Here is a 19949-nt window from a genome sequence, read left to right on the forward strand (position 1 = left end):
CAAGAAAAAAGGGCAGCGCGCGCTGCCCTTTTTCATGCCCGACAGCGCCCCTCCCCCCCGGCCGTATGGCGTGGCATTCGGAGCACCACGGCAAGGGCCTTCATCAGGCCTGCTGGCGGCGCGCGAGCTGCGTGAACACGAAAATGCCGGCGATGACCAGCGCCGTGCCCGCGGCCACCCACACCGTGAAGGGTTCGCCCAGGATCCAGACACCCATGAGGATGGTGGACAGCGGCCCCACCATGCCGGTCTGCGCGGTCATGCCGGCGCCCACGCGCTCGATCGCCATCATCACCATGAGCACGGGCGCGGCCGTGCACAGCGTGGCGTTGAGCACCGACAGCCAGATCACCTCGGGCGCCACCACGGCCGCGCTGAAGGGCCGCAGCACCACGAACTGCAGCAGGCAGCACAGGCACGCCACCGTGGTGGCCAGCCCCACCAGCCGCAACGACCCCAGGCGCCGCACCAGCTCGCCGCTGTAGACCAGGTAGATGGCATAGCTCACCGCGCTCAGGAACACCAGCAGGGTGCCCCAGGCCGCATCGGCGCCCTGCAGGTTGGCCTCGTGGCCGAACACCAGCACCACGCCGCAGTAGCTGATCAGCATGCCCACGGCCTGGCCCCAGTGGATGCCGCGCCGGTACAGCACCCAGCCGAGCATCACCACCAGCGTGGGGTTCAGGTACAGGATGAGGCGCTCCAGGCTGGCGCTGATGTAGGCCAGCCCCGCGAAGTCCAGAAAGCTCGCCAGGTAGTAGCCCGTGAGCCCCAGGCCCAGCACGCCCAGCCAGTCCTTGCGCGACAGGGGCGGCTTGCCCCGGCTGGCCCACCAGGCCATCACGGCGAAGATGGGCAGCGCAAACAGCATGCGGTACATGATGAGCGTGACCGCGTCCACTCCGTAGCGGTACGCGAGCTTGACGATGATGGCCTTGCCGCTGAAGGCGATGGAGCCCAGCAGGGCGAGCAACAGGCCGGTTGCTACATTTTTTCTAGCTGCTAGCGCTTGTACTGATTGGGCTGGAGGCACTTTTTTCTCAAATCTCATCAATAGCCGGCCACCTGGCCATCGCGGCGCGGATCGCTGGCGGCCAGGTAGCCCTGCACCTTGGGGTCGCCCATGCGCCAGATGAACTGGCCGGCACCGAAGTCCTGGTAGGAGTCCTGCAGCACCTCCATCTGGTGCCCCAGGCCGAGCAGCCCCTGCACCGTGGCGGCGGGCATGGCGGCCTCGACGTTGATCGACAGCCCTTCGTTGAAGCGCCAGCGCGGCGCATCACAGGCCGCCTGCGGGTTCTGGCCATAGTCCAGCATGCGCACCAGGGTCTGCAGGTGGCCCTGGGGCTGCATGTTGGCCCCCATCACGCCGTAGCTCATCACGGGCTGGCCGTTTTGTGTCAGGAAGGCGGGGATGATGGTATGAAACGGCCGCTTGCCCGGCGCCACCAGATTGGCGGAATTGGGGCCATCGGGGTCGGTGCTGAACGCCTGGCCCCGGTTCTGCAGACTGATGCCGAACGTGGGCTCCACGCAACCCGAGCCAAAGCCCATGTAGTTGCTCTGGATGAAGCTCACCATCATGCCGTTCTCGTCGGCCGCGGTCAGGTAGATCGTGCCGCCCTTGGCCGGATTGCCCGCCCCGAAATCCTGCGCCTGGTTCATGTCGATCAGTTTGGCACGGGATGCCAGGTACGCGTCATCGAGCATTTGGGCGGGTGTCACCTCCATGGACGATGGCTCGGCCACGTAGCGGTACACATCGGCGAACGCGAGTTTCATCGCCTCGATCTGCAGGTGCTGGGACGCAGTGCCATCCACGGGCAGGCCCGCCAGATCGAACTGGTCGAGGATGCCCAGCGCGATGAGGGCGGCGATGCCCTGCCCGTTGGGCGGAATCTCGTGCAGCGTGTGGCCCCGGTAGTTGCGGGCCATGGGGGTGACCCATTCGGGCCGGTGCGCCTCCAGATCCGCCAGCGCCAGGCTGCCGCCCTGGGCCTGCGAGAAGGCCACCAGCGCCTGGGCGATTTCGCCCGTGTAGAACGCCTGCCCCCGCGTGGCGCCGATGGCGCGCAAGGCACGCGCAGCCGCCGCGAACTGGAACAGCTCACCCACCCGCGGCGCGCGCCCCCAGGGCATGAAGCTCCGCGCAAACCCTGGCTGCGACTGCAGCTCGGGCACGGCGGCGGCCCATTTCTGCTGCACCACCACCGGCACCAGGTAGCCGCGCTCGGCGATCTCGGCGGCGGGCTCCATCAGGTCGGCAAAAGGCAGCTTGCCAAAGCGCTCGGACAGGGCCACCCAGGCGCTGACGGCGCCCGGCACGGTGACGGCATCCATGCCGCGCCGGGGCGGCGTCGCCTGCCCCCTGCCATAGCGGCTGTGAAAGTACCCGGGCGTCCAGGCAGCGGGCGCGCGGCCCGAGGCGTTGAGCCCCTGCAAGGCCTGCCCGTCCCAGAGGATGCAGAACGCATCGCTGCCCAGGCCATTGCTCACGGGCTCGCAGATCGTCATGGCAGCGGCCGCCGCCACGGCCGCATCGACGGCATTGCCGCCCTGCTGCAGCATGCGCAAGCCCGCCTGGGCAGCCAGCGGGTGGGACGTGGAAACGACATTGCGCGCAAACACCGGCAGGCGGGTGCTGGCATAGGAAGAGGTGTAGCTGAACGGCATCGGGCCATTATCTGCCGCTGCCGGCGGCTGCGCCCCGCCCCTTACGCGGCTTCAATGGCGCTTGCGGAACACCTTGTGGTGCAGCCTTCGCAGAGACCACCAGACGCCCACGGCCACCACCGGAATCGCAATGGCGGCCGTCGTCTCGGGGGAAAGCGGCCAGCCCAGCTTCTGCGCTCCCTTGGCCAGGTAGCTCACCAGGCCAACGATGTAGTACGTGATCGCCGCCACCGAGAGGCCTTCCACCGTGGACTGCATCTGGAGCTGCAGGTCCTGGCGGTGGTTCATGGTGGTCAGCAGCGCCTGGCTGCTTTGCTGCTGCTCGATCTCCACCCGGGTGCGCAGAAGGTTGCTCATGCGCGAGACGCGCTGCGACAGCGCATCCTGCCGGCGGGTCGCCCACTCGCAGGTGCTGCGCGCGGGCGTGAGGCGCCGGTCCATGAACTCGCGGATGGTCTGCATGCCCGCCAGGCGCGATTCGGCGATGTCCTCGATGCGGCGGTCCAGCAGCTCGAAGTAGGCGCTGCTGGCCGAGAAACGCGAGTGCGTGGCGGCGTACTGGCTTTCCACCTGCCCGGCCAGCCGGGTCAGGCGGTCCAGCAGCACGGGCTCGGCATCGCGGTTGGCGGTGCGGATGGCGTCGGCCAGCTCGGCCAGCTCACGCTCGGCGAACGCCAGCACGCTGGCCGCCTCGCGCGCCGCGGGCAGGCCCAGCAGGGCCGCCATGCGGTAGGTCTCGATTTCGAGCAGGCGCTGCACCAGCCGCCCCAGGCGGCGCTGCGTCATGCCCCCCGCGAGCAGCACCATGCGCGAGAAACCGTCGGCATGGATGGCGAAGTCGGTGTAGACCTCGCCATGCCCGTCGGCCACGGTGGAGGCCACCAGCGTGTCCTCGTGCAGCACGTGCTTGACCAGCGAGCCCGAGCCAAAGGTGTGCGTGGGCAGCACCCAGAGATTCAGGCTGCACAGGCATTGCCCGGGCAGGGCCGCCAGCCACTCGCGGGGCACGGCATCCACCGCGCTGGCGGGCTCCCGCTCGCCGAAGGCATCCGCCGTCGCGGGCACCATGAAAGTCCAGGAGACGAACTCGGTGTGCAGCTCCCACCGCATGCGGTAGGCGCCCAGGTCCATGCGCAGGTGGGTGGTGTGCGCATCGGGCAGGGCCATGTGGTGGTCGCGCAGGAGGGCGGCGACATGGGCCCGGCTCGCTTCGCGCCCGGCCGCATCGGCCAGCATCACGATGTGCGCGATGGCCAGGGGGGCCGTCATGGCCTCGGGCGGGCGGGCGTGGATTTCGTTGTGCAGCATCGCCCGGTGAGGATGCTGCGGCAGATGGAATGGAGTGGACATGCGGACCTCTGCCCGCGATTGTCCACTGGCGCCGAGGATGCGCAGGCCCCCGGGCTCTCCAAAAAACAACGGCACCCGAAGGTGCCGCTGTTCTGGAGTCGGATGGAAAAAGAGGTGCGATCAGTCTTCCACGAACGCTTCCTCGCGCTTGTTCTTCACCGAAGGCAGCAGCACGATGACGAGCAGCAGCGCAGCGGCAGCGAGCAGGCCGGCCGACAGCGGACGCGTGACGAACACGCTCCAGTCGCCACGCGACAGCAGCAGCGCACGGCGCAGGTTCTCTTCCATCATCGGGCCCAGGATGAACCCGAGCAGCAAGGGTGCGGGTTCCGTGCCCAGCTTGTGGAAGATGTAGCCGATCAGGCCGAATGCACCCACCATCCAGATGTCGAAGGTGTTGTTGTTGGTGGAATACACGCCCACCGCGCAGAACAGCACGATGGAGGGGTACAGCCAGCGGTACGGCACGGTCAGCAGCTTGATCCAGATGCCGATCAGGGGCAGGTTCAGGATCACCAGCATGGCGTTGCCGATCCACATCGAAGCGATCAGGCCCCAGAACAGTTCGGGGTTGCTGGTCATCACCTGGGGACCAGGCTGGATGTTGTGGATGGTCATCGCGCCCACCATCAGCGCCATCACGGCGTTGGGAGGGATACCGAGCGTCAGCAGCGGGATGAAGGAGGTCTGCGAACCGGCGTTGTTGGCCGACTCGGGAGCCGCCACGCCACGGATGTTGCCTTGGCCGAAGGGGACTTCACCGGGCTTGAGCTTGGTCTTCTTCTCGACCGTGTAGGCCGCAAACGCCGCCAGCAGCGCACCGCCACCGGGCAGGATGCCCAGCGCCGCGCCCAGTGCCGTGCCGCGCAGCACGGCAGGAATCATGCGCTTGAAGTCTTCCTTGGTGGGGAACAGGCCCTCGACCTTGGCAGTGAACACTTCGCGCTCGTCATCGGGGCGCGAGAGGTTGGCAATGATTTCGCCGTAGCCGAACACGCCCATGGCGATGGTCACGAAGCCGATGCCGTCGGTCAGTTCAGGGATGTCGAAGCTGAAGCGGGCCACGCCCGAGTTCACGTCGGTACCCACCAGGCCCATCAGCAGGCCCAGCACGATCATGGCCACGGCCTTGAGCAGCGAACCCGAGGCCAGCACCACGGCACCGATCAGGCCCAGCACCATCAGCGAGAAGTATTCGGCGGGGCCGAACTTGAAGGCCACTTCGGTCAGCGGGGGCGCGAAGGCCGCCAGGATAAGCGTGCCCACGCAGCCGGCGAAGAACGAGCCCAGCCCGGCCGCCGCAAGCGCCGGCCCCGCTCGGCCCTTGCGCGCCATCTGGTAGCCATCGATCACGGTCACCACCGAGGACGATTCACCCGGCAGGTTCACCAGGATGGCGGTGGTGGAGCCGCCGTACTGGGCGCCGTAGTAGATGCCGGCCAGCATGATCAGCGCAGCCACGGGAGGCAGTGCATAGGTGGCGGGCAGCAGCATGGCAATGGTGGCCACGGGGCCGATGCCGGGCAGCACGCCGATCAGCGTGCCCAGCAGGCAGCCGATGAAACAGTAGATCAGGTTCTGGAACGTGAAGGCCACGCCAAAACCGAGCGAGAGGTTGTTAATCAAATCCATGGTCGGTGCTCCTGCTCAACCTGTGATGAAACTCGGCCACACAGGGAACTGCAGCTTGAGCGCCCAGACGAATGCCACGTAACTGCCGACAGCCAAGACCGTGGCCAGCACGAACACCGCCTTGGCGTTGAACTCATTGCCAGCCAGGCTGGAGATGAAGGTCAGCGCGTAGATGCCCACGATGAGGCCCATGGCCGGAATGCCCAGGCTCGGCAGGCCGCCCAGCAGGATGCCGAACGCGAAGTTGGCGGCCAGGATGAAGAACAGCGGCTTCCAGGCCCACTTTCCGATCTTGTCGCCATCCTGGGTTTCCACCGTGGTGGCCTTGAAGGTGATCGCGCTGCCGATGATGGCCAGCAGGATCCCCAGCAGCAGCGGGAAGTAGCCCGGGCCCATGCGGGCACCGTTACCGACGTTGTACGTGGTTGCACCCCACGCGAACGCCACACCGACACCCATGAACATGAGGCCGGCAAAGAAGTCTTTTTGACTTTTGATTTTCACGAATTGTCTCCTTGGCGGAAATCTCGACTGCGCGATTGTGGGGGCAACCAGAGCGCGCGCGGATGTGGATTCCACCTACATCCGGTAACGACTGGCCGCCCAGACCCCGCCCGCGCGGCGGACTTCACTCCAGGGGTGGCGTCGCGGTGATCACCTCGTCCAGCGTGGTCAGGCCTTCGGCCACCCGCAAGGCGCCCGCCAGGCGCAACGGCCGCATGCCGTCCTGCACGGCCTGGCGGCGCAGCATGTCGATGGAGGGTGCCTGGTTGATCTTTTCCTTGAGCGCCTCGCTCACCGTGAGCAGCTCATACAGGCCCATGCGGCCGCGAAAGCCGCTCATGCGGCAGTCCACGCAGCCCACGGGCTTGTACGGCTGGTAGCCGCCGCTGAGCTTCCAGGGCTTGACCACCGCCATCAGGGTCTCGCGGTCCGCCGCATCGTCCTTCTGCTTGCACTGCCTGCACAGGGTGCGCACCAAGCGCTGCGCCAGCACCCCGAGCAGGGTGGCGTTCAGGAGGTAGGGCGGCACGCCCAGCTCCATCATCCGGGTGATGGCGGACGGGGCATCGTTGGTGTGCAGGGTCGAGAACACCAGGTGGCCCGTGAGCGCCGCCTGGATGGCCATCTCGGCCGTCTCCAGGTCGCGGATTTCACCCACCATGATGATGTCCGGGTCCTGGCGCATCAGGGCGCGCAGGCCTTCGGCGAAGTTGAAGTCGAGCTGCGGCTGCACCTGCGTCTGGTTGAAGCTGGGCTCGATCATTTCGATGGGGTCTTCCACCGTGCTGACGTTGACCTCCTCGGTCGCCACCCGCTTGAGCGTGGAATACAGCGTGGTGGTCTTGCCCGAGCCGGTGGGCCCGGTCACCAGGATGATGCCGTGCGGGCGCTTGACCAGCCCTTCCCAGCGGGCGGCGTCGTGCTGGGCAAAACCCAGGGCATCGAGGTCCTTGACGGCGTTGTCCGGGTCGAAGATCCGCATGACCATCTTCTCGCCGAACGCCGTGGGCAGGGTGGACAGCCGCATTTCCACCTCGTCGCCGCGCTGGTTGCGCGTCTTGATGCGGCCGTCCTGCGGGCGGCGCTTTTCCACCACGTCGATGCGCCCGAGCAGCTTGATGCGCGAGACCATGGCGTTGTGCACCCCCATGGGCATCTGGTAGACGGGGTGCAGCACGCCGTCGATGCGAAAACGGATCACCCCCTGGTCGCGCCGCGGCTCCAGGTGGATGTCGCTGGCGCGCTGGTCGAACGCGTACTGCCAGAGCCAGTCCACGACCTTGACCACGCCCTGGTCATTGGCGTCGAGCTGCTTGTTGCTCTTGCCCAGCTCGACCAGCTGCTCGAAGCTGCTGCCCCCGGAATTGCCCCCCGCCTTCTGGGCGGCGCGCACCGACTTGGCCAGCGCGAAGAACTCCGCCGTGAACCGATGGATGTCCAGCGGGCTGGCCACCACGCGGCGCACGGTCCGCCGCGACTGCCGCTCCACCTCCGCGACCCAGTCGTCAATGAAGGGCTCCGAGGTGGCCACCACCACTTCCTTGGGGGTCACCTGCACGGGCAGCACCTTGTGGCGCTCGGCATAGGTGGCGCTCATGGTGTCGGCCACGCGCCCCACGTCCACCTTGAGCGGATCGATGCGCAGGTAGGGCAGTCCTGCCCGCTTGGCCAGGTACTCGGACAGGGTCTCGATGTCCAGCGGCTTGCCATCGCTGGCGCGCTCCATGGCCACGTTGGCCAGGCGCACCAGCGCATGCTGCGAGCTTTCGGCCTGCGAGCAGCGCGCGATGGTGCGCTGCGCCTCTTCCGGGGAGATCACCTGGTCATCGCTGAGCCACTGCACCACCCGGCGCCAGTCCACCGGCCCCGCATAGGGCCGGACCGCCACGCCATCCGGAGAAACAAGGGATGTTTTCATCGAGAACCTTTCCAGAATGAAGCCATGGGCCGGCGGTGGTCAGGCCACCACCGGCTTGAAGGCCCGCAGCCACTTGGCGGTGGGCAGATCCCAGCGGGCCTGGATGGCCTCGGCCCGCGCGGCCAGTTCGGTGCGCTTGGGGCGGGTGGGCGTGCGCTGCGCGAGCACCACGGTGTTGCCCTCGCGCGTGGGCTTGAACGACCAGAGCGCCTCTTCGCCGAAAGCGGTCGCCATGCTCTGCAGGCTGCGGCCGTAGCTCGAGGCCCGGCCAAACAGGTTGACGGTCATGCTGCCGGTATCGGTCAGCAGCGCGCGGCAGTCCGCGTAGAAATCCGGGCTGTCGAGCACGGGCGCGGCCGCCTCGTGGTCATACAGGTCCACGGCCAGCGCATCCACCGTGCCCAGCCACATGGGGTTCCTGATCTCCTGCGCGGCATCGGCCAGCACCACGCGCAGCTTGGGCCCGTCGGGCGGCAGCTTGAACCACTGCCGGCACACCGCCAGCACCTGGGGGTTGAGCTCGATGGCCGTGGTGCAGATGCGCAGCTTCTTGTGGCAGAACTTGGTGATGGCGCCCGCCCCCAGCCCCAGCTGCATGGCATGCCCCTTGGACACCTGGGAGGGCTCGGCGAACAGCAGCCAGGCCATCATGCGCTGCACGTATTCCAGCTCCAGCTCGAAGGGCTCGGCCACGCGCATGGAGCCCTGGATCCAGGGCGTGCCCAGGTGCAGGTGCCGCACCTCGCCATCGTCGGAGACGCTGACTTCGGGCAGTTCGCGGGGGGTGGTGTTCTTTTTTCGGGTCATTCCAGGCAGTCAAAGCAGTCCGTGGGCGGCCATCAGCTCCGCCCAGGCGGCCAATTTACGTTCAAAGCTCCAGGAGGCGTTGGCCGGGCTGGTGGAGGGCAGGCGCACGGCATCGACCGGCGGCAGGCGCATCGGCCCCAGGCTTCGCAGCACCGCCGGGGCATGCCGGTAGCTTTCGGCACCGTTGTGGGCCACGGCCGCCAGCCGGGGGCAGCGCCCGTGCAGGCGCGCAAAGTCGTTGACCTTCGCGTTGCGGATGCTGGTGTCCAGGCTGCCTTCCCGCTCGCAGCTTTCATAGACATCCCACAGCCCCAGCCCCCGCGCCAGCAGCCATTCGCAGCGCTGCGCGTAGGGATCGCCGCTCCCTGCGGGCGGCAGGGGGTGCCCTGGCCAGAGGGCCTGCAGAATCTTCCAGAAATGGTTCTGCGGATGGGCATAGTACTGGCGCGCCCGCAGCGAGGCCGCGCCCGGAAAGCTGCCCAGGATCAGCACCACCGTCCCTTCGCCAGCGACGGGCGGCAGCCCCTGCCACCGGGTGGTGGCGGGCACGGGCATGGAACCAGGTGCATGGACGTCAGGCATGCGTCGATTCTGGACTGAAACCGCGCCAGCCCCTGTGCGCGTTCACAAAAAAAGATAGCTGCAAACCGTGCACCACACAGCCGAAACCTCCAAAATTACTCCTCATTTGGAGCTTCCAGCGGCACCAGCGCCGCGATCCGGGGCAGCGCCGCGCTGGCATTCGCGGTGGTGGCCCGCGCGAGCATCCGCGCGGACTGGCCCCGCAGCTGCGCCAGCGCCTGGGCGATGCGCGGCAGCTCTGCCGGCGCGTTGCGGCCCTGGGGCCGGCCTTCGGCGCGCTGCGCCGCCGTGGTGTACAGCCAGTGGGGCGGGATGTCGGGCGCATCGGTCTCCAGCACCAGTGCATCCCCGGGCAGCTCGGCCGCCAGGCGGCGCAGCTGCAGCGCCCGGTCGTAGGTCATCGCGCCGCCGAAACCCAGCTTGAACCCCAGCCCGATGAAGGCCTGCGCCTGCTGCAGGCTGCCGTTGAAGGCATGGGCGATGCCGCCCTGCACGGGCAGCTCCCGCAAGCCCTTGAGCAGCCTGTCGGCGGAACGCCGCACATGCAGGATCACGGGCAGATCGAACCGGCGCGCCAGCTGGAGCTGCGCGCGGTAGAACCGCTCCTGCCGGACGGGGTCCAGGCCGCCCACGAAATAGTCCAGACCGATCTCGCCGATGGCGGCAAGGCGCGGGTCCGCGTGGTGCTGCTCCAGCTCCTGCGCCAGGAGATCCAGGTCCCCGTCGTCGGCGCGCCCCGTGCACAGGGGGTGGATGCCAAGCGCATAGCTGTCCCCATGCCGGTGCGCCAGTTCCCGCACGGTGCCCCAGTTGCCGCGCTCGACGGCCGGGATCACGCAATGCGCGACGCCGCGTGCACGCGCCTCCTGGCGGACCGCGTCGCGGTCGGGGTCGAACTCCGGGGCATCCAGGTGGCAGTGCGTATCGATCCAGGCGGTCATCCGGCCATGATGCCTGACGAAACCTTGGATGTGCATCCGGCCGCGATACGTGCTAACGTGAAAACCATGCGCTTTTCCCCGGCGCAGTAGAAAAGGTGACTAGGATGCCCCGGCCCGCCCTCTACAGCAGCTCCCGCCCTGCCCGCCGCCCCCCGGCGCAAGCGGCGGCCACGCTCCCCGCACCCACGGCCGATGCCGATGGAGCCGCCCCCCTTGCGCCTCCGTCTCCTGCGCCTGCCGCCACCACGGGCGGCACGATGCTGTCCCGGCGCCACGTGCGCGGCCTGTGGACCATGATCGCGCTGCTTGGCGCCCTGCTCATCGCCAGCCTGTGGCTGCACCAGGGCCCCGCCCCCCGCAGGATCACCCAGGAAGACATCGATGCCGCCGTGCTGCGCACGCTGGAGACCACCACCCCGCCCTCCGCCGCTGCGCGCGCGGCGGAAGCGATTTCGCCCTCGGTGGTGCGTGTCGTGGGCTACGGCCGCGGCAAGAATGGCAAGGAGGAAGTCGAGCGTGGCGTGGGCACCGGCGTGGTCATCGTCGACAAGGGCATCATCCTGACCAACCTGCACGTGGTGGCGGGCTCCGACCGCATCGCCATCACCTTCCATGACGGCCTGGAGACCACGGCCAGCATCACCGGCGCACAGCCCGAAAACGATCTGGCCGTGTTGCAGGCCCACAAGGTGCCCGACGACCTGTTCGCCGCCCCGCTGCGCTCCACCCAGGACCTGCGCCCCGGCGACCATGTGGTGGCCGTGGGGTTTCCCTTCGGCATCGGCCCCTCCGCCTCGGCCGGCGTGGTGTCGGGCCTCAAACGCGAATTCACCTCGCCCGAGGGCAAGCGCCAGCTCAGCAACCTGATCCAGTTCGACGCCGCAGCCAACCCGGGCAACTCCGGCGGGCCGCTGGTCACGCTCGACGGCGAGGTCGTGGGCATCGTCACCGCCATCCTCAACCCCACCCCGGCGCGCACCTTCATCGGCATCGGCTTCGCGGTGCCCATCGAGAACGCGGCCTCGGCCGTGGGCATGCCGCCGTTCTAGCATGCAATACCCCCTGAGTCGCTTCGCGCCTTCCCCCTCTCCTTCGGGAGGGGAACGCACCCTGTGGCGTAGGCCGCGTACGGCTCGCAGCATCGTTGAACCCTGACAAGGAAGGAAAGCCATGGAAGCCACAACGAACACCGCCACCCTGATGGAACAGGTGCTCTACGAAGTCAAGCGCGTGGTGGTGGGCCAGGACCGCTTTCTCGAACGCGTGATGGTGGCCATGCTCGCCCAGGGCCACCTGCTGGTCGAAGGCGTGCCGGGACTGGCCAAGACGCTCACCGTGAAGACGCTGGCCAGCACCATCCAGGGCAGCTTCAAGCGCATCCAGTTCACGCCCGACCTGGTGCCCGCCGACCTGGTGGGCACACGCATGTACAACCAGAAGACCGGCGAATTCAGCACCGCGCTGGGCCCCGTGTTCACCCATCTGCTGCTGGCCGACGAGATCAACCGCGCGCCCGCCAAGGTGCAGAGCGCGCTGCTGGAGGTGATGCAGGAACGCCAGGTCACGATCGCGGGCGAGACCCACAAGGTGCCCGAGCCCTTCCTGGTGATGGCCACGCAGAACCCCATCGAGACCGAGGGCACCTACGCGCTGCCCGAGGCCCAGGTGGACCGCTTCATGATGAAGGTGCTGCTGGGCTACCCCACCGAGGAAGAAGAGTTCGTGATCGCCCAGCGCGCGCTGGACCTGCCCGTGCAGGTGCTGCCCGTGGCCACCACCGCGCAGCTGGCGGCGCTGCAGGCCGAATGCCGCACGGTGTATGTAGACCCGTCGATGCTGCAATATGCCGTGAAGCTGGTGGCCGCCACCCGCGAGCCCGCGCGGCATGGCCTCAAGGACCTGGCCGGCTACATCAGCTGCGGCGCAAGCCCGCGCGCCACCATTGCCCTGGCCGAGGGCGCCCAGGCCCTGGCCATGCTGCGCGGGCGCAACTACGTGCTGCCCGAGGACATGACCGCCCTGGCGGCCGACGTGCTGCGCCACCGCGTCGCCCTGTCGTACGAGGCGCTCTCCGAAGGCCTGGACGCCGACGCGCTCATCCAGCGCATCATGGCCAAGATACCGGCGCCCGCGCGCCCGCTGCACCATGAGCAAAAAGCCGCCTGACCCCCCCGGCGCCACGGTCCACGTCCTGCCCACCCTGCCGGGGCAGGCCGACCGCCTGCTGCGCGAGCTGGAGTGGAAGGTCATCCGCCGGCTCGACGGCCTGCTGCAGGGTGACTACCGCACCCTGATGCGCGGCACCGGGCTGGACCTGGCCGACCTGCGCGAATACCAGCCGCACGACGACGTGCGCCACATCGACTGGAACGTGACCGCGCGGCTGAACACGCCGCACGTGCGCGTGTTCACCGAAGACCGCGAAATGACCGCCTGGTTCCTGCTGGATCTGAGCCCCTCCATCAGCTTCGGCCCCGAAGGCCATACCAAGCGAGACATCCTCACGGGTTTCGTGGCCGTGCTCTCGCGCCTGCTCACCCGCCACGGCAACCGCGTGGGCGCCATGCTGTACGGCGGCGCCAGCGGCCAGGCCGAACGCGCGGTGGACGCCGTGCTGCCGCCGCGCAGCAGCCGCGCCCATGTGCTGCACCTGGTGCACCGCCTGCTGGCCCCTGAAAAGGCGGCCACGCCCACACGCGCGAAGGGCGTCGGCGCCGCCACCGAACTGCACCGGCTGCTGCAGGCGGGGCTTGCCAACCTGCGCCGCCGCGCCACCGTGTTCGTGGTGTCGGACTTCATCAGCGCGCCCGGCTGGGAGAAACCCCTGGCCCAGCTGGCGCAGCGGCACGACGTGGTGGCCGTGCGCCTGCTGGACCCGCTGGAGCTCGCGCTGCCGGACGTCGGCCTCATCACGCTGCGCGACGCCGAAAGCGGCGAGCAGCTGCAGGTGGACACGCACGACGCGGCCTTTCGCCGCCGCTTCGCCCGCCTGGCCGCCGAGCGCGAGGCCGCGCTGCGCGAGGGCCTGGCCCGCGCCGGCGCCGACACGCTGGAACTGTGCACCGACGACGACCTGGTCGATGCACTGCTGCGCTTCATGGACCTGCGCCAGCGCCGCGTGCGGGCGCCGCGCGCCCCCTCCGCCCCCGCGCCCTCGGAAGCGGCCCTGCCCACCGCCGCCTGAACCACCACGCCACCAAGGACCGCACCATGGTTTTTCTCTGGCCCACCCTGCTCTGGCTGCTGCTGGTCGCGCCCTTGCTGGTGCTGCTGTACTGGTGGCTGCTGCACCGGCGCAAGAAGACGGCGCTCAGCTACTCCAGCCTGTCGCTGGTGCGCGAGGCCATGGGCCCCGGCCAGCGCCTGCGGCGCCACATCCCGCCCGCCCTCTTCCTGCTGGCGCTGATCGCCCTGCTGCTGGCGGCCGCGCGCCCGCTGGCCGTGATCACCCTGCCCTCGCAGGACCAGACCATCATGCTGGCCATGGACGTGTCGGGCAGCATGCGCGCCGCCGACGTGGAGCCCGACCGGATCACCGCCGCCCAGAATGCCGCCAAGGCCTTCATCGCCGAGCTGCCGCGCCACGTGCGCGTGGGCATCGTGGCGTTCGCGGGCAGCGCGCAGCTGGCCCAGCTGCCCACGCAAAGCCGTGAAGACCTGGTCAAGGCCATCGACAGCTTCCAGCTGCAGCGCGGCACGGCCACGGGCAACGGCATCATGCTGTCGCTGGCCACCATTTTTCCGGATGCGGGTATCGACATCGCGGCGCTGGGGGGCCGCCAGGCGATGCGTCCCAAGCCCATCGACGAGATCGGCAACAAGCAGGACCCCGCCAAGCCCTTCACCCCGGTGGCGCCGGGCTCCTACACCTCGGCGGCCATCATCATGCTGACCGACGGGCAGCGCACCACGGGCGTGGACCCGCTTGAAGCCGCCAAGTGGGCGGCGGACCGCGGCGTGCGCGTGTACACCGTGGGCGTGGGCACCGTGCAGGGCGAGACGATAGGGTTCGAAGGGTGGTCGATGCGCGTGCGGCTCGACGAAGAAACCCTGAAGGCCGTGGCCACGCGCACGAACGCCGAGTACTTCCACGCGGCCACGGCGGCCGACCTCAAGAAGGTCTACGAAACGCTCAGTTCGCGATTGACGGTGGAGAAGAAGGAAACCGAGATCTCTGCCCTGCTGGCACTGGCGGGCGCCGTGCTGGCCCTGCTGGCAGCAGCACTCTCGGTCTGGTGGTACGGGAGGGTGATGTAGGCCCCCGGCGCCACGCGCGAGCCCGCAGGCAGGCAGCCACGCCCGCGGGCATGCACGGATAGCGGCCCATGGCCGCCGTGCCGGGGATCATGGCTCGAACCTGAGGAGACATTTCATGCGCTTCCTGATCCAGATCGCAGCCGTGGCGCTGCTCGCCATGGCCGCCGGCTCCGCGCTGGCCCACAACTGCCCCAACGAGATGAAGGCCATCGACGCCAAGCTGGCGACCCATCCGGCGCTGACGGCTGACAACGCCGCCAAGGTCAAACAGCTGCGCGCGGAGGGCGAGGCCCAGCACAAGGCCGGCAAACATGACGACTCGATGAAATCCCTGGCGCAAGCCAAGAAGATCCTCGGCATCTAGACCCGCCCCGCCATCCTCGCACCCCGCGCAGGCCGCCGGCCACCGGCTGGCGAGGCGAAGAACGCCGGGCCCGGGCCAGATATCAGGTCAGGTGGCCGAGCACCAGCCTCACCACGCGGCTGCAGCGCACGGCCAGGGATTCGTCGTGCGTGACCATCACGAACGCCGTGCCCTGGTCCCGCGCCAGCTGCATCATCAGTTCAAACACGCCGTCGGCCGTGGTGCGGTCGAGATTGCCCGTGGGCTCGTCGGCCAGCACGCAGGCCGGACGGGTGACCAGCGCCCGGGCGATGGCCACGCGCTGGCGCTCCCCCCCCGACAGCTCGGCCGGACGGTGGTGCAGGCGCTCCTTCAGCCCGACGGCGGCCAGCACCTTCGCGGCCTCGTGCTGGCACTGCTCGTACGGCATGCGGCGGATGCGCAGCGGCATGGCCACATTGTCCAGCGCGCTGAACTCGGGCAGCAGGTGGTGGAACTGATAGATGAAGCCCAGGTGCTGGTTGCGCAGCTGGCCCTGCCGTTCGGCGGAGAGGGACGACATGGCCTCCCCCTTCAGGCGCACGGTGCCCGAGGTGGGCGCATCCAGCCCGCCCAGCAGGTGCAGCAAGGTGCTCTTGCCCGAGCCCGAGGCGCCGACGATGGCCAGCGTCTCGCCCGCGTGGACCCGCAGGTCCACGCCCTGCAGCACGGTCACGTCCAGGCGCCCTTCGGTGAAGCGCTTGGTCAGGCCGTGCGCCTCCAGAACCATCGGGCCATTCAAGCCCGCGTGGGCGGCGGGCGCCGCCTCGAAGGGCCGCGGGGACACGCCGGTGCCGAGCGTGGGGGTCGTATTACTCATAGCGCAGGGCCTCGGCAGGATTCACACGGCTGGCACGCCAGCTGGGGTAGAGCGTGGCCACGAAGGCCAGCACGAGCGAGATGATGCCGATGGGCAGGATGTCGCTGCTCTGCGGCTCGCTGGGCATCTTGCTGATCAGGTAAATGTCCTTGGGCAGGAAACTCGCGTTCAGCGCCCTCTCGATGGCCGGCACGATCACGTCGATGTTGAAGGCGATGGAGAGCCCCAGCAGCAGGCCCACGGCCGTGCCGATCACGCCCACCATGGCGCCCTGCACCACGAAGATGCCCATGATGCTTTTCGGGCTGGCGCCCAGCGTGCGCAGGATGGCGATGTCGGCGCGCTTGTCGGTCACCGTCATCACCAGGGTGGACACCAGATTGAACGCCGCCACCGCCACGATGAGCGTGAGGATGATGAACATCATGCGCTTTTCAAGCTGCACGGCCGCGAACCAGGTGCGGTTCTGCTGCGTCCAGTCGCGGATGAGCAGCTGGCCGCTTAAGGACCCCGCCAGCTGCTGGGCCACGTCGCGCGCCTGGTGCAGGTCCTTGAGCTTCAGGCGCACGCCCGTGGGGCCTTCCAGGCGGAAGATGCGCTGGGCGTCCTCATGGTGCAGCAGCACCAGCGCCGAGTCGTATTCGTAGTGGCCGGAATCAAACGTGCCCGCCACCGTCATCTGCTTGAGGCGTGGCACCACGCCCGCCGGGGTCACCTGGCCCGCGGGGGCGATCAGGGTGACCACATCGCCGGCGCGCACGCCCAAAGCGCGGGCCAGCTCGCCGCCCAGCACCACGCGGAATTCGCCGGGCACCAGCAGATTGAGCGTTTTTTCGTTGGTGGCGGCCAGGTCCGTCACCGCGCCTTCCAGCGCCGGGTCGATGCCGCGCACCAGCGCGCCCTTCATATCCTCGCCGCGCGCCAGCAGCGCCTGCGCCGCCACGAACGGCGCAGCGCCCACCACGTTGGGGTTCTGCCTGGCCTCGGCCAGCGTGCGCGCCGGGTCGGGCAGCGCCGCGCCCTGGGGCGCAAAAATCTCGATGTGCGAGACCACGCTGAGCATGCGGTCGCGCACTTCCTTCTGAAAGCCGTTCATCACCGACAGCACGATGATGAGCGCCGCCACCCCAAGCGCGATGCCCAGCATGGACACGCCCGAGATGAACGAGATGAAGCCATTGCGCCGCGTGGCGCGGCCCGCGCGCGTGTAGCGCCAGCCCAGGGCCAGTTCGTAGGGGATTTGCATGAATAAGGAAAGAAGGCACTGCAGGGTGCGGAATGCACGCCACAGGCCGGCCAGATTGTGGCATCCCGGACAATAGGCCCATGTCGGACACCACCCATTTGCTCATTCCCTACGCCGCCAGCGCCTCCCCGGGATGCCAGCAAGCCCTGCAGCGCCTGGCCCTGCCCCACCTGGACCGGCTTCTGGCCCGGCTCAGCCCCCATCCCGCCCAGAGTGACAGCGGCGAGGAAACAACCTTCTCCGCCCCCCACGAACGCGCCCTGGCGCGCGCCCTGGGCCTGCCTGCGCAGGACGGCCGCATCCCCTGGGCCGCGTGGCACCGCCACCAGCAGGGCCAGCCCGCCGATGGAGCGGCCTGGGCCTTTGTCACGCCCTGCCAGTGGCAGGTCAGCACCGACCACGTCACGCTGCGCGACCCTGAACTCCTGGGACTGGACGAGGCCGCATCGCGCGCGCTGCTGGCCATCGTGTCCCCCTGGTTCGCCGAAGACGGCATCACCCTGCACTACGACCAGCCCACGCGCTGGCTGGCCCGCAGCCCGCTGTTTGCCCTGCTTGCCACCGCCTCGCTGGAACGCGTGCTGCTGCGCGACGTGCGCGCCTGGATGCCGGATGCGCGCGAGGCCCGCACGCTGCACCGCCTGCACAGCGAGATGCAGATGCTGCTCTACACCCACGCCTTCAACGACGAGCGCACGGCGCGCGGGCTGCCGGTGATCAACTCGTTCTGGGTGCATGGCACCGGCCCCCTGCCTGTGCCCGCCCCCACCGCCGCCACTGCGCCGACGGTACCCACCACCCTGCGCGGCGCGGCGCTGAATGAAGACTGGCGCGCCTGGGCCGCCGCCTGGACCGCGCTGGACGCAGGCCCCGTGGCCGGCCTTCTGCGCAAGGCCGAAGACGGCGTGCCGGTGCAACTGACACTGTGTGGGGAGCGCAATGCGCTGGCCTTCCACAGCGCGCCCCGCACGCTGGCCCAGCGTTTTCAAAGCCTTTTCAGGCCCCAGCGCTTTGCAGAACTGCGCGAGAAGCTATGAAAATAGTAGCAAGAGACATCCCCCCCCGCGCCGCCTGGGCGCTGGAGCAAGCCGGCGTGCACCCGCTGCTGGCCCGCCTGTATGCCGCGCGCGGCGTGCGTGCCAAGGACGAGCTGGACGACGGCCTGGGCCGCCTGCTCCCTCCCTCGGGTTTGAAAGGCATTGACACCGCCGCCCGCCTGCTGGCCGACGCCATGGCGCAAAACAAGCGCCTTGTCATCGTGGCCGACTACGACTGCGACGGCGCCACCGCCTGCGCCGTGGGCGTGCGCGGCCTGCGGTTGCTGGGCGCGCAGCACGTGGACTACCTCGTGCCCGACCGCGTGACCGACGGCTACGGCCTCACGCCCCCCATCGCCCGGCGCGTGGCCGAGCGCGGCGCCGACGTGCTCATCACCGTGGACAACGGCATCGCCAGCGTGGACGGCGTGGCCGAGGCCAAGGCGCTGGGCCTGCAGGTGCTCGTGACCGACCACCACCTTCCCGGGCCCGAACTGCCGGCGGCCGACGCCATCGTCAACCCCAACCAGCCCGGCTGCACGTTCGAGAGCAAGTCCATGGCCGGTGTGGGCGTGATGTTCTACGTGCTGCTGGCGCTGCGGGCCGAGCTGCGGGCGCGCGGAATCTTTGATGCGCCGAGCGCCGCCGGGCCGCCCCAAGGCGCGAGCGCCCCCCTGGGGGGCAGCGAACCACACGTAGTGGGGAGCGTGGGGGCGCACCAGCCCTTGCAACCCAAGCTCGACCCGCTGCTCACACTCGTGGCGCTGGGCACCGTGGCCGATGTGGTGAAGCTCGACGCCAACAACCGCCGCCTGGTCGCCCAGGGCCTGAAGCGCATCCGCGCGGGCCAGATGCCCACAGGCATCGCCGCGCTGTTCCATGCCGCAGGCCGCAAGGCCCCGGTGGCCACCACGTTCGACTTTGGCTTTGCGCTGGGCCCGCGCATCAATGCCGCGGGTCGCCTGGCCGACATGACGCTGGGCATCGAATGCCTGCTGACCGACGACGCGGGCCGCGCCGCCGAGCTGGCGGGCCTGCTCGACGGCATCAACCGCGAGCGCCGCGAGATCGAGGGCGGGATGCGCGACCAGGCCATGCTGATGGCCGAGAGCCTGTTCCAGGAAGACGAGGAGCCGCCCCCGGCCATCAGCGTGTTCGACCCCGACTTCCACGAAGGCGTGGTGGGCATCGTGGCCAGCCGCATCAAGGACAAGCTGCACCGTCCCACCTTCGTGTTCGCGGCCAGCAGCGCGCCGGGCAAGGAGCACGAGCTCAAGGGCTCGGGCCGCTCCATCCCCGGCTTTCACCTGCGCGATGCGCTCGACCTGGTGGCCAAGCGCCACCCGGGCGTGCTGCTGAAGTTCGGCGGCCATGCCATGGCGGCGGGCTGCACCGTGGCCGAAGAAGCGTTCGATGTGTTTGAGCGCGCCCTGGCCCAGGTGGCGCAGGAGTGGCTCGATGCCTCCACCCTCACCCGCCGCATCGAGACCGACGGCCCCCTGGCCCCCGAATACTGCCGCGCCGACATGGTGGACACCCTGCACCACGAGGTCTGGGGCCAGGGCTTTGCGCCCCCCACGTTCAGCGAAGAAGTGCAGATCGTGAGCCAGCGACTGGTGGGCGAGTCCAAGAACCACCTGTCGATCAAGCTCATGCACCAGGGCAACCCGGTGGATGCCATCTGGTTCGGCCACACCGAGCAACTGCCCGCGCGCGTGCTGCTGGCCTTCCGCCTCGATGTGAACGAGTGGAAGGGCGAGCGCAAGGTGCAGTTCCTGGTCGAGGGCGCGCAGCTCTGAG

General features: G+C 68.9%; 18 protein-coding genes. 7 read left to right on the top strand and 11 right to left on the bottom strand.

Features of this window, described 5'->3' with window-relative positions; translation table 11 throughout:
• Positions 1–103: 103 nt before the first annotated feature.
• From AC07OD_RS05640 to AC07OD_RS05680, 9 genes are all read right to left on the bottom strand, one after another.
• Positions 104–1051: a DMT family transporter gene (locus AC07OD_RS05640; RefSeq protein WP_218295758.1), complete on the bottom strand. Its 948-nt coding sequence runs from the start codon at positions 1049–1051 to the stop codon at positions 104–106.
• Positions 1051–2673: a gamma-glutamyltransferase family protein gene (locus AC07OD_RS05645; protein WP_494595554.1), complete on the bottom strand. Its 1623-nt coding sequence runs from the start codon at positions 2671–2673 to the stop codon at positions 1051–1053. Before AC07OD_RS05645 ends, AC07OD_RS05640 begins: the two co-directional genes overlap by 1 nt.
• Positions 2674–2724: 51 nt before the next feature.
• Positions 2725–4023 carry a DUF3422 family protein gene (locus AC07OD_RS05650; protein ID WP_218295760.1) on the bottom strand — a complete coding sequence of 433 codons (1299 nt, stop codon included), beginning with the start codon at positions 4021–4023 and terminating at the stop codon, positions 2725–2727.
• Positions 4024–4143: 120 nt separating this feature from the next.
• Positions 4144–5655 carry a tripartite tricarboxylate transporter permease gene (locus AC07OD_RS05655; protein ID WP_218339994.1) on the bottom strand — a complete coding sequence of 504 codons (1512 nt, stop codon included), beginning with the start codon at positions 5653–5655 and terminating at the stop codon, positions 4144–4146.
• A 15-nt stretch (positions 5656–5670) separates the two neighbouring features.
• Positions 5671–6159 carry a tripartite tricarboxylate transporter TctB family protein gene (locus AC07OD_RS05660; protein ID WP_218339992.1) on the bottom strand — a complete coding sequence of 163 codons (489 nt, stop codon included), beginning with the start codon at positions 6157–6159 and terminating at the stop codon, positions 5671–5673.
• 124 nt (positions 6160–6283) lie between these two features.
• Positions 6284–8077, bottom strand: a complete 1794-nt coding sequence (gene tfpB, locus AC07OD_RS05665) for a type IV pilus assembly ATPase TfpB (protein WP_218295763.1) — start codon at positions 8075–8077, stop codon at positions 6284–6286.
• A 39-nt stretch (positions 8078–8116) separates the two neighbouring features.
• The gene (locus AC07OD_RS05670) at positions 8117–8884 is read right to left on the bottom strand and encodes a class I SAM-dependent methyltransferase (RefSeq protein WP_494595558.1); all 768 of its coding nucleotides are present in this window, start codon (positions 8882–8884) and stop codon (positions 8117–8119) included.
• Positions 8885–8893: 9 nt separating this feature from the next.
• Complete coding sequence (locus AC07OD_RS05675; RefSeq protein WP_494595560.1) at positions 8894–9466, bottom strand: DNA-deoxyinosine glycosylase; 573 nt, start codon at positions 9464–9466, stop codon at positions 8894–8896.
• A gap of 95 nt (positions 9467–9561) precedes the next feature.
• Positions 9562–10407, bottom strand: a complete 846-nt coding sequence (locus AC07OD_RS05680; RefSeq protein WP_494595562.1) for a TatD family hydrolase — start codon at positions 10405–10407, stop codon at positions 9562–9564.
• A 104-nt stretch (positions 10408–10511) separates the two neighbouring features.
• On the opposite strand from AC07OD_RS05680, the gene AC07OD_RS05685 reads away from it, so the two are divergent.
• The 5 genes from AC07OD_RS05685 (at position 10512) to AC07OD_RS05705 (ending at position 15028) form a co-directional block, all read left to right on the top strand.
• On the top strand, positions 10512–11456 hold the full coding sequence (locus tag AC07OD_RS05685; protein ID WP_492253722.1) for a S1C family serine protease: 945 nt from the start codon (positions 10512–10514) through the stop codon (positions 11454–11456).
• Between the two features lie 121 nt (positions 11457–11577).
• Positions 11578–12573 carry an AAA family ATPase gene (locus tag AC07OD_RS05690; RefSeq protein ID WP_218295767.1) on the top strand — a complete coding sequence of 332 codons (996 nt, stop codon included), beginning with the start codon at positions 11578–11580 and terminating at the stop codon, positions 12571–12573.
• Entirely contained in the window at positions 12554–13591 is a 1038-nt protein-coding gene (locus AC07OD_RS05695) for a DUF58 domain-containing protein (protein ID WP_494595565.1), read from the top strand. The genes AC07OD_RS05690 and AC07OD_RS05695 overlap by 20 nt, the downstream gene beginning before the upstream one ends.
• A 26-nt stretch (positions 13592–13617) precedes the next feature.
• Positions 13618–14664: a VWA domain-containing protein gene (locus tag AC07OD_RS05700; protein ID WP_218295769.1), complete on the top strand. Its 1047-nt coding sequence runs from the start codon at positions 13618–13620 to the stop codon at positions 14662–14664.
• Positions 14665–14779: 115 nt separating this feature from the next.
• Positions 14780–15028: a PA2433 domain-containing protein gene (locus AC07OD_RS05705; RefSeq protein WP_218295770.1), complete on the top strand. Its 249-nt coding sequence runs from the start codon at positions 14780–14782 to the stop codon at positions 15026–15028.
• An 82-nt stretch (positions 15029–15110) separates the two neighbouring features.
• Here AC07OD_RS05705 and lolD read toward each other — a convergent pair whose 3' ends face one another.
• Together lolD and AC07OD_RS05715 are read right to left on the bottom strand one after the other, a co-directional pair.
• A complete protein-coding gene (gene lolD, locus AC07OD_RS05710) occupies positions 15111–15776 on the bottom strand; it encodes a lipoprotein-releasing ABC transporter ATP-binding protein LolD (protein WP_494595600.1) in 666 nt (221 codons plus the stop codon).
• Between the two features lie 82 nt (positions 15777–15858).
• The gene (locus AC07OD_RS05715; RefSeq protein WP_492808893.1) at positions 15859–17112 is read right to left on the bottom strand and encodes a lipoprotein-releasing ABC transporter permease subunit; all 1254 of its coding nucleotides are present in this window, start codon (positions 17110–17112) and stop codon (positions 15859–15861) included.
• A gap of 80 nt (positions 17113–17192) precedes the next feature.
• On the opposite strand from AC07OD_RS05715, the gene AC07OD_RS05720 reads away from it, so the two are divergent.
• Both AC07OD_RS05720 and recJ read left to right on the top strand, forming a co-directional pair.
• Positions 17193–18149 (top strand): phosphoglycerate mutase, encoded by a 957-nt coding sequence (locus AC07OD_RS05720; protein ID WP_369643115.1) that lies wholly within the window; start codon positions 17193–17195, stop codon positions 18147–18149.
• The gene (gene recJ / locus AC07OD_RS05725) at positions 18146–19948 is read left to right on the top strand and encodes a single-stranded-DNA-specific exonuclease RecJ (RefSeq protein WP_369643116.1); all 1803 of its coding nucleotides are present in this window, start codon (positions 18146–18148) and stop codon (positions 19946–19948) included. The genes AC07OD_RS05720 and recJ overlap by 4 nt, the downstream gene beginning before the upstream one ends.
• Position 19949: the final 1 nt, after the last annotated feature.

It is taken from the genome of Acidovorax sp. GW821-FHT10E03 (genome assembly GCF_059415205.1).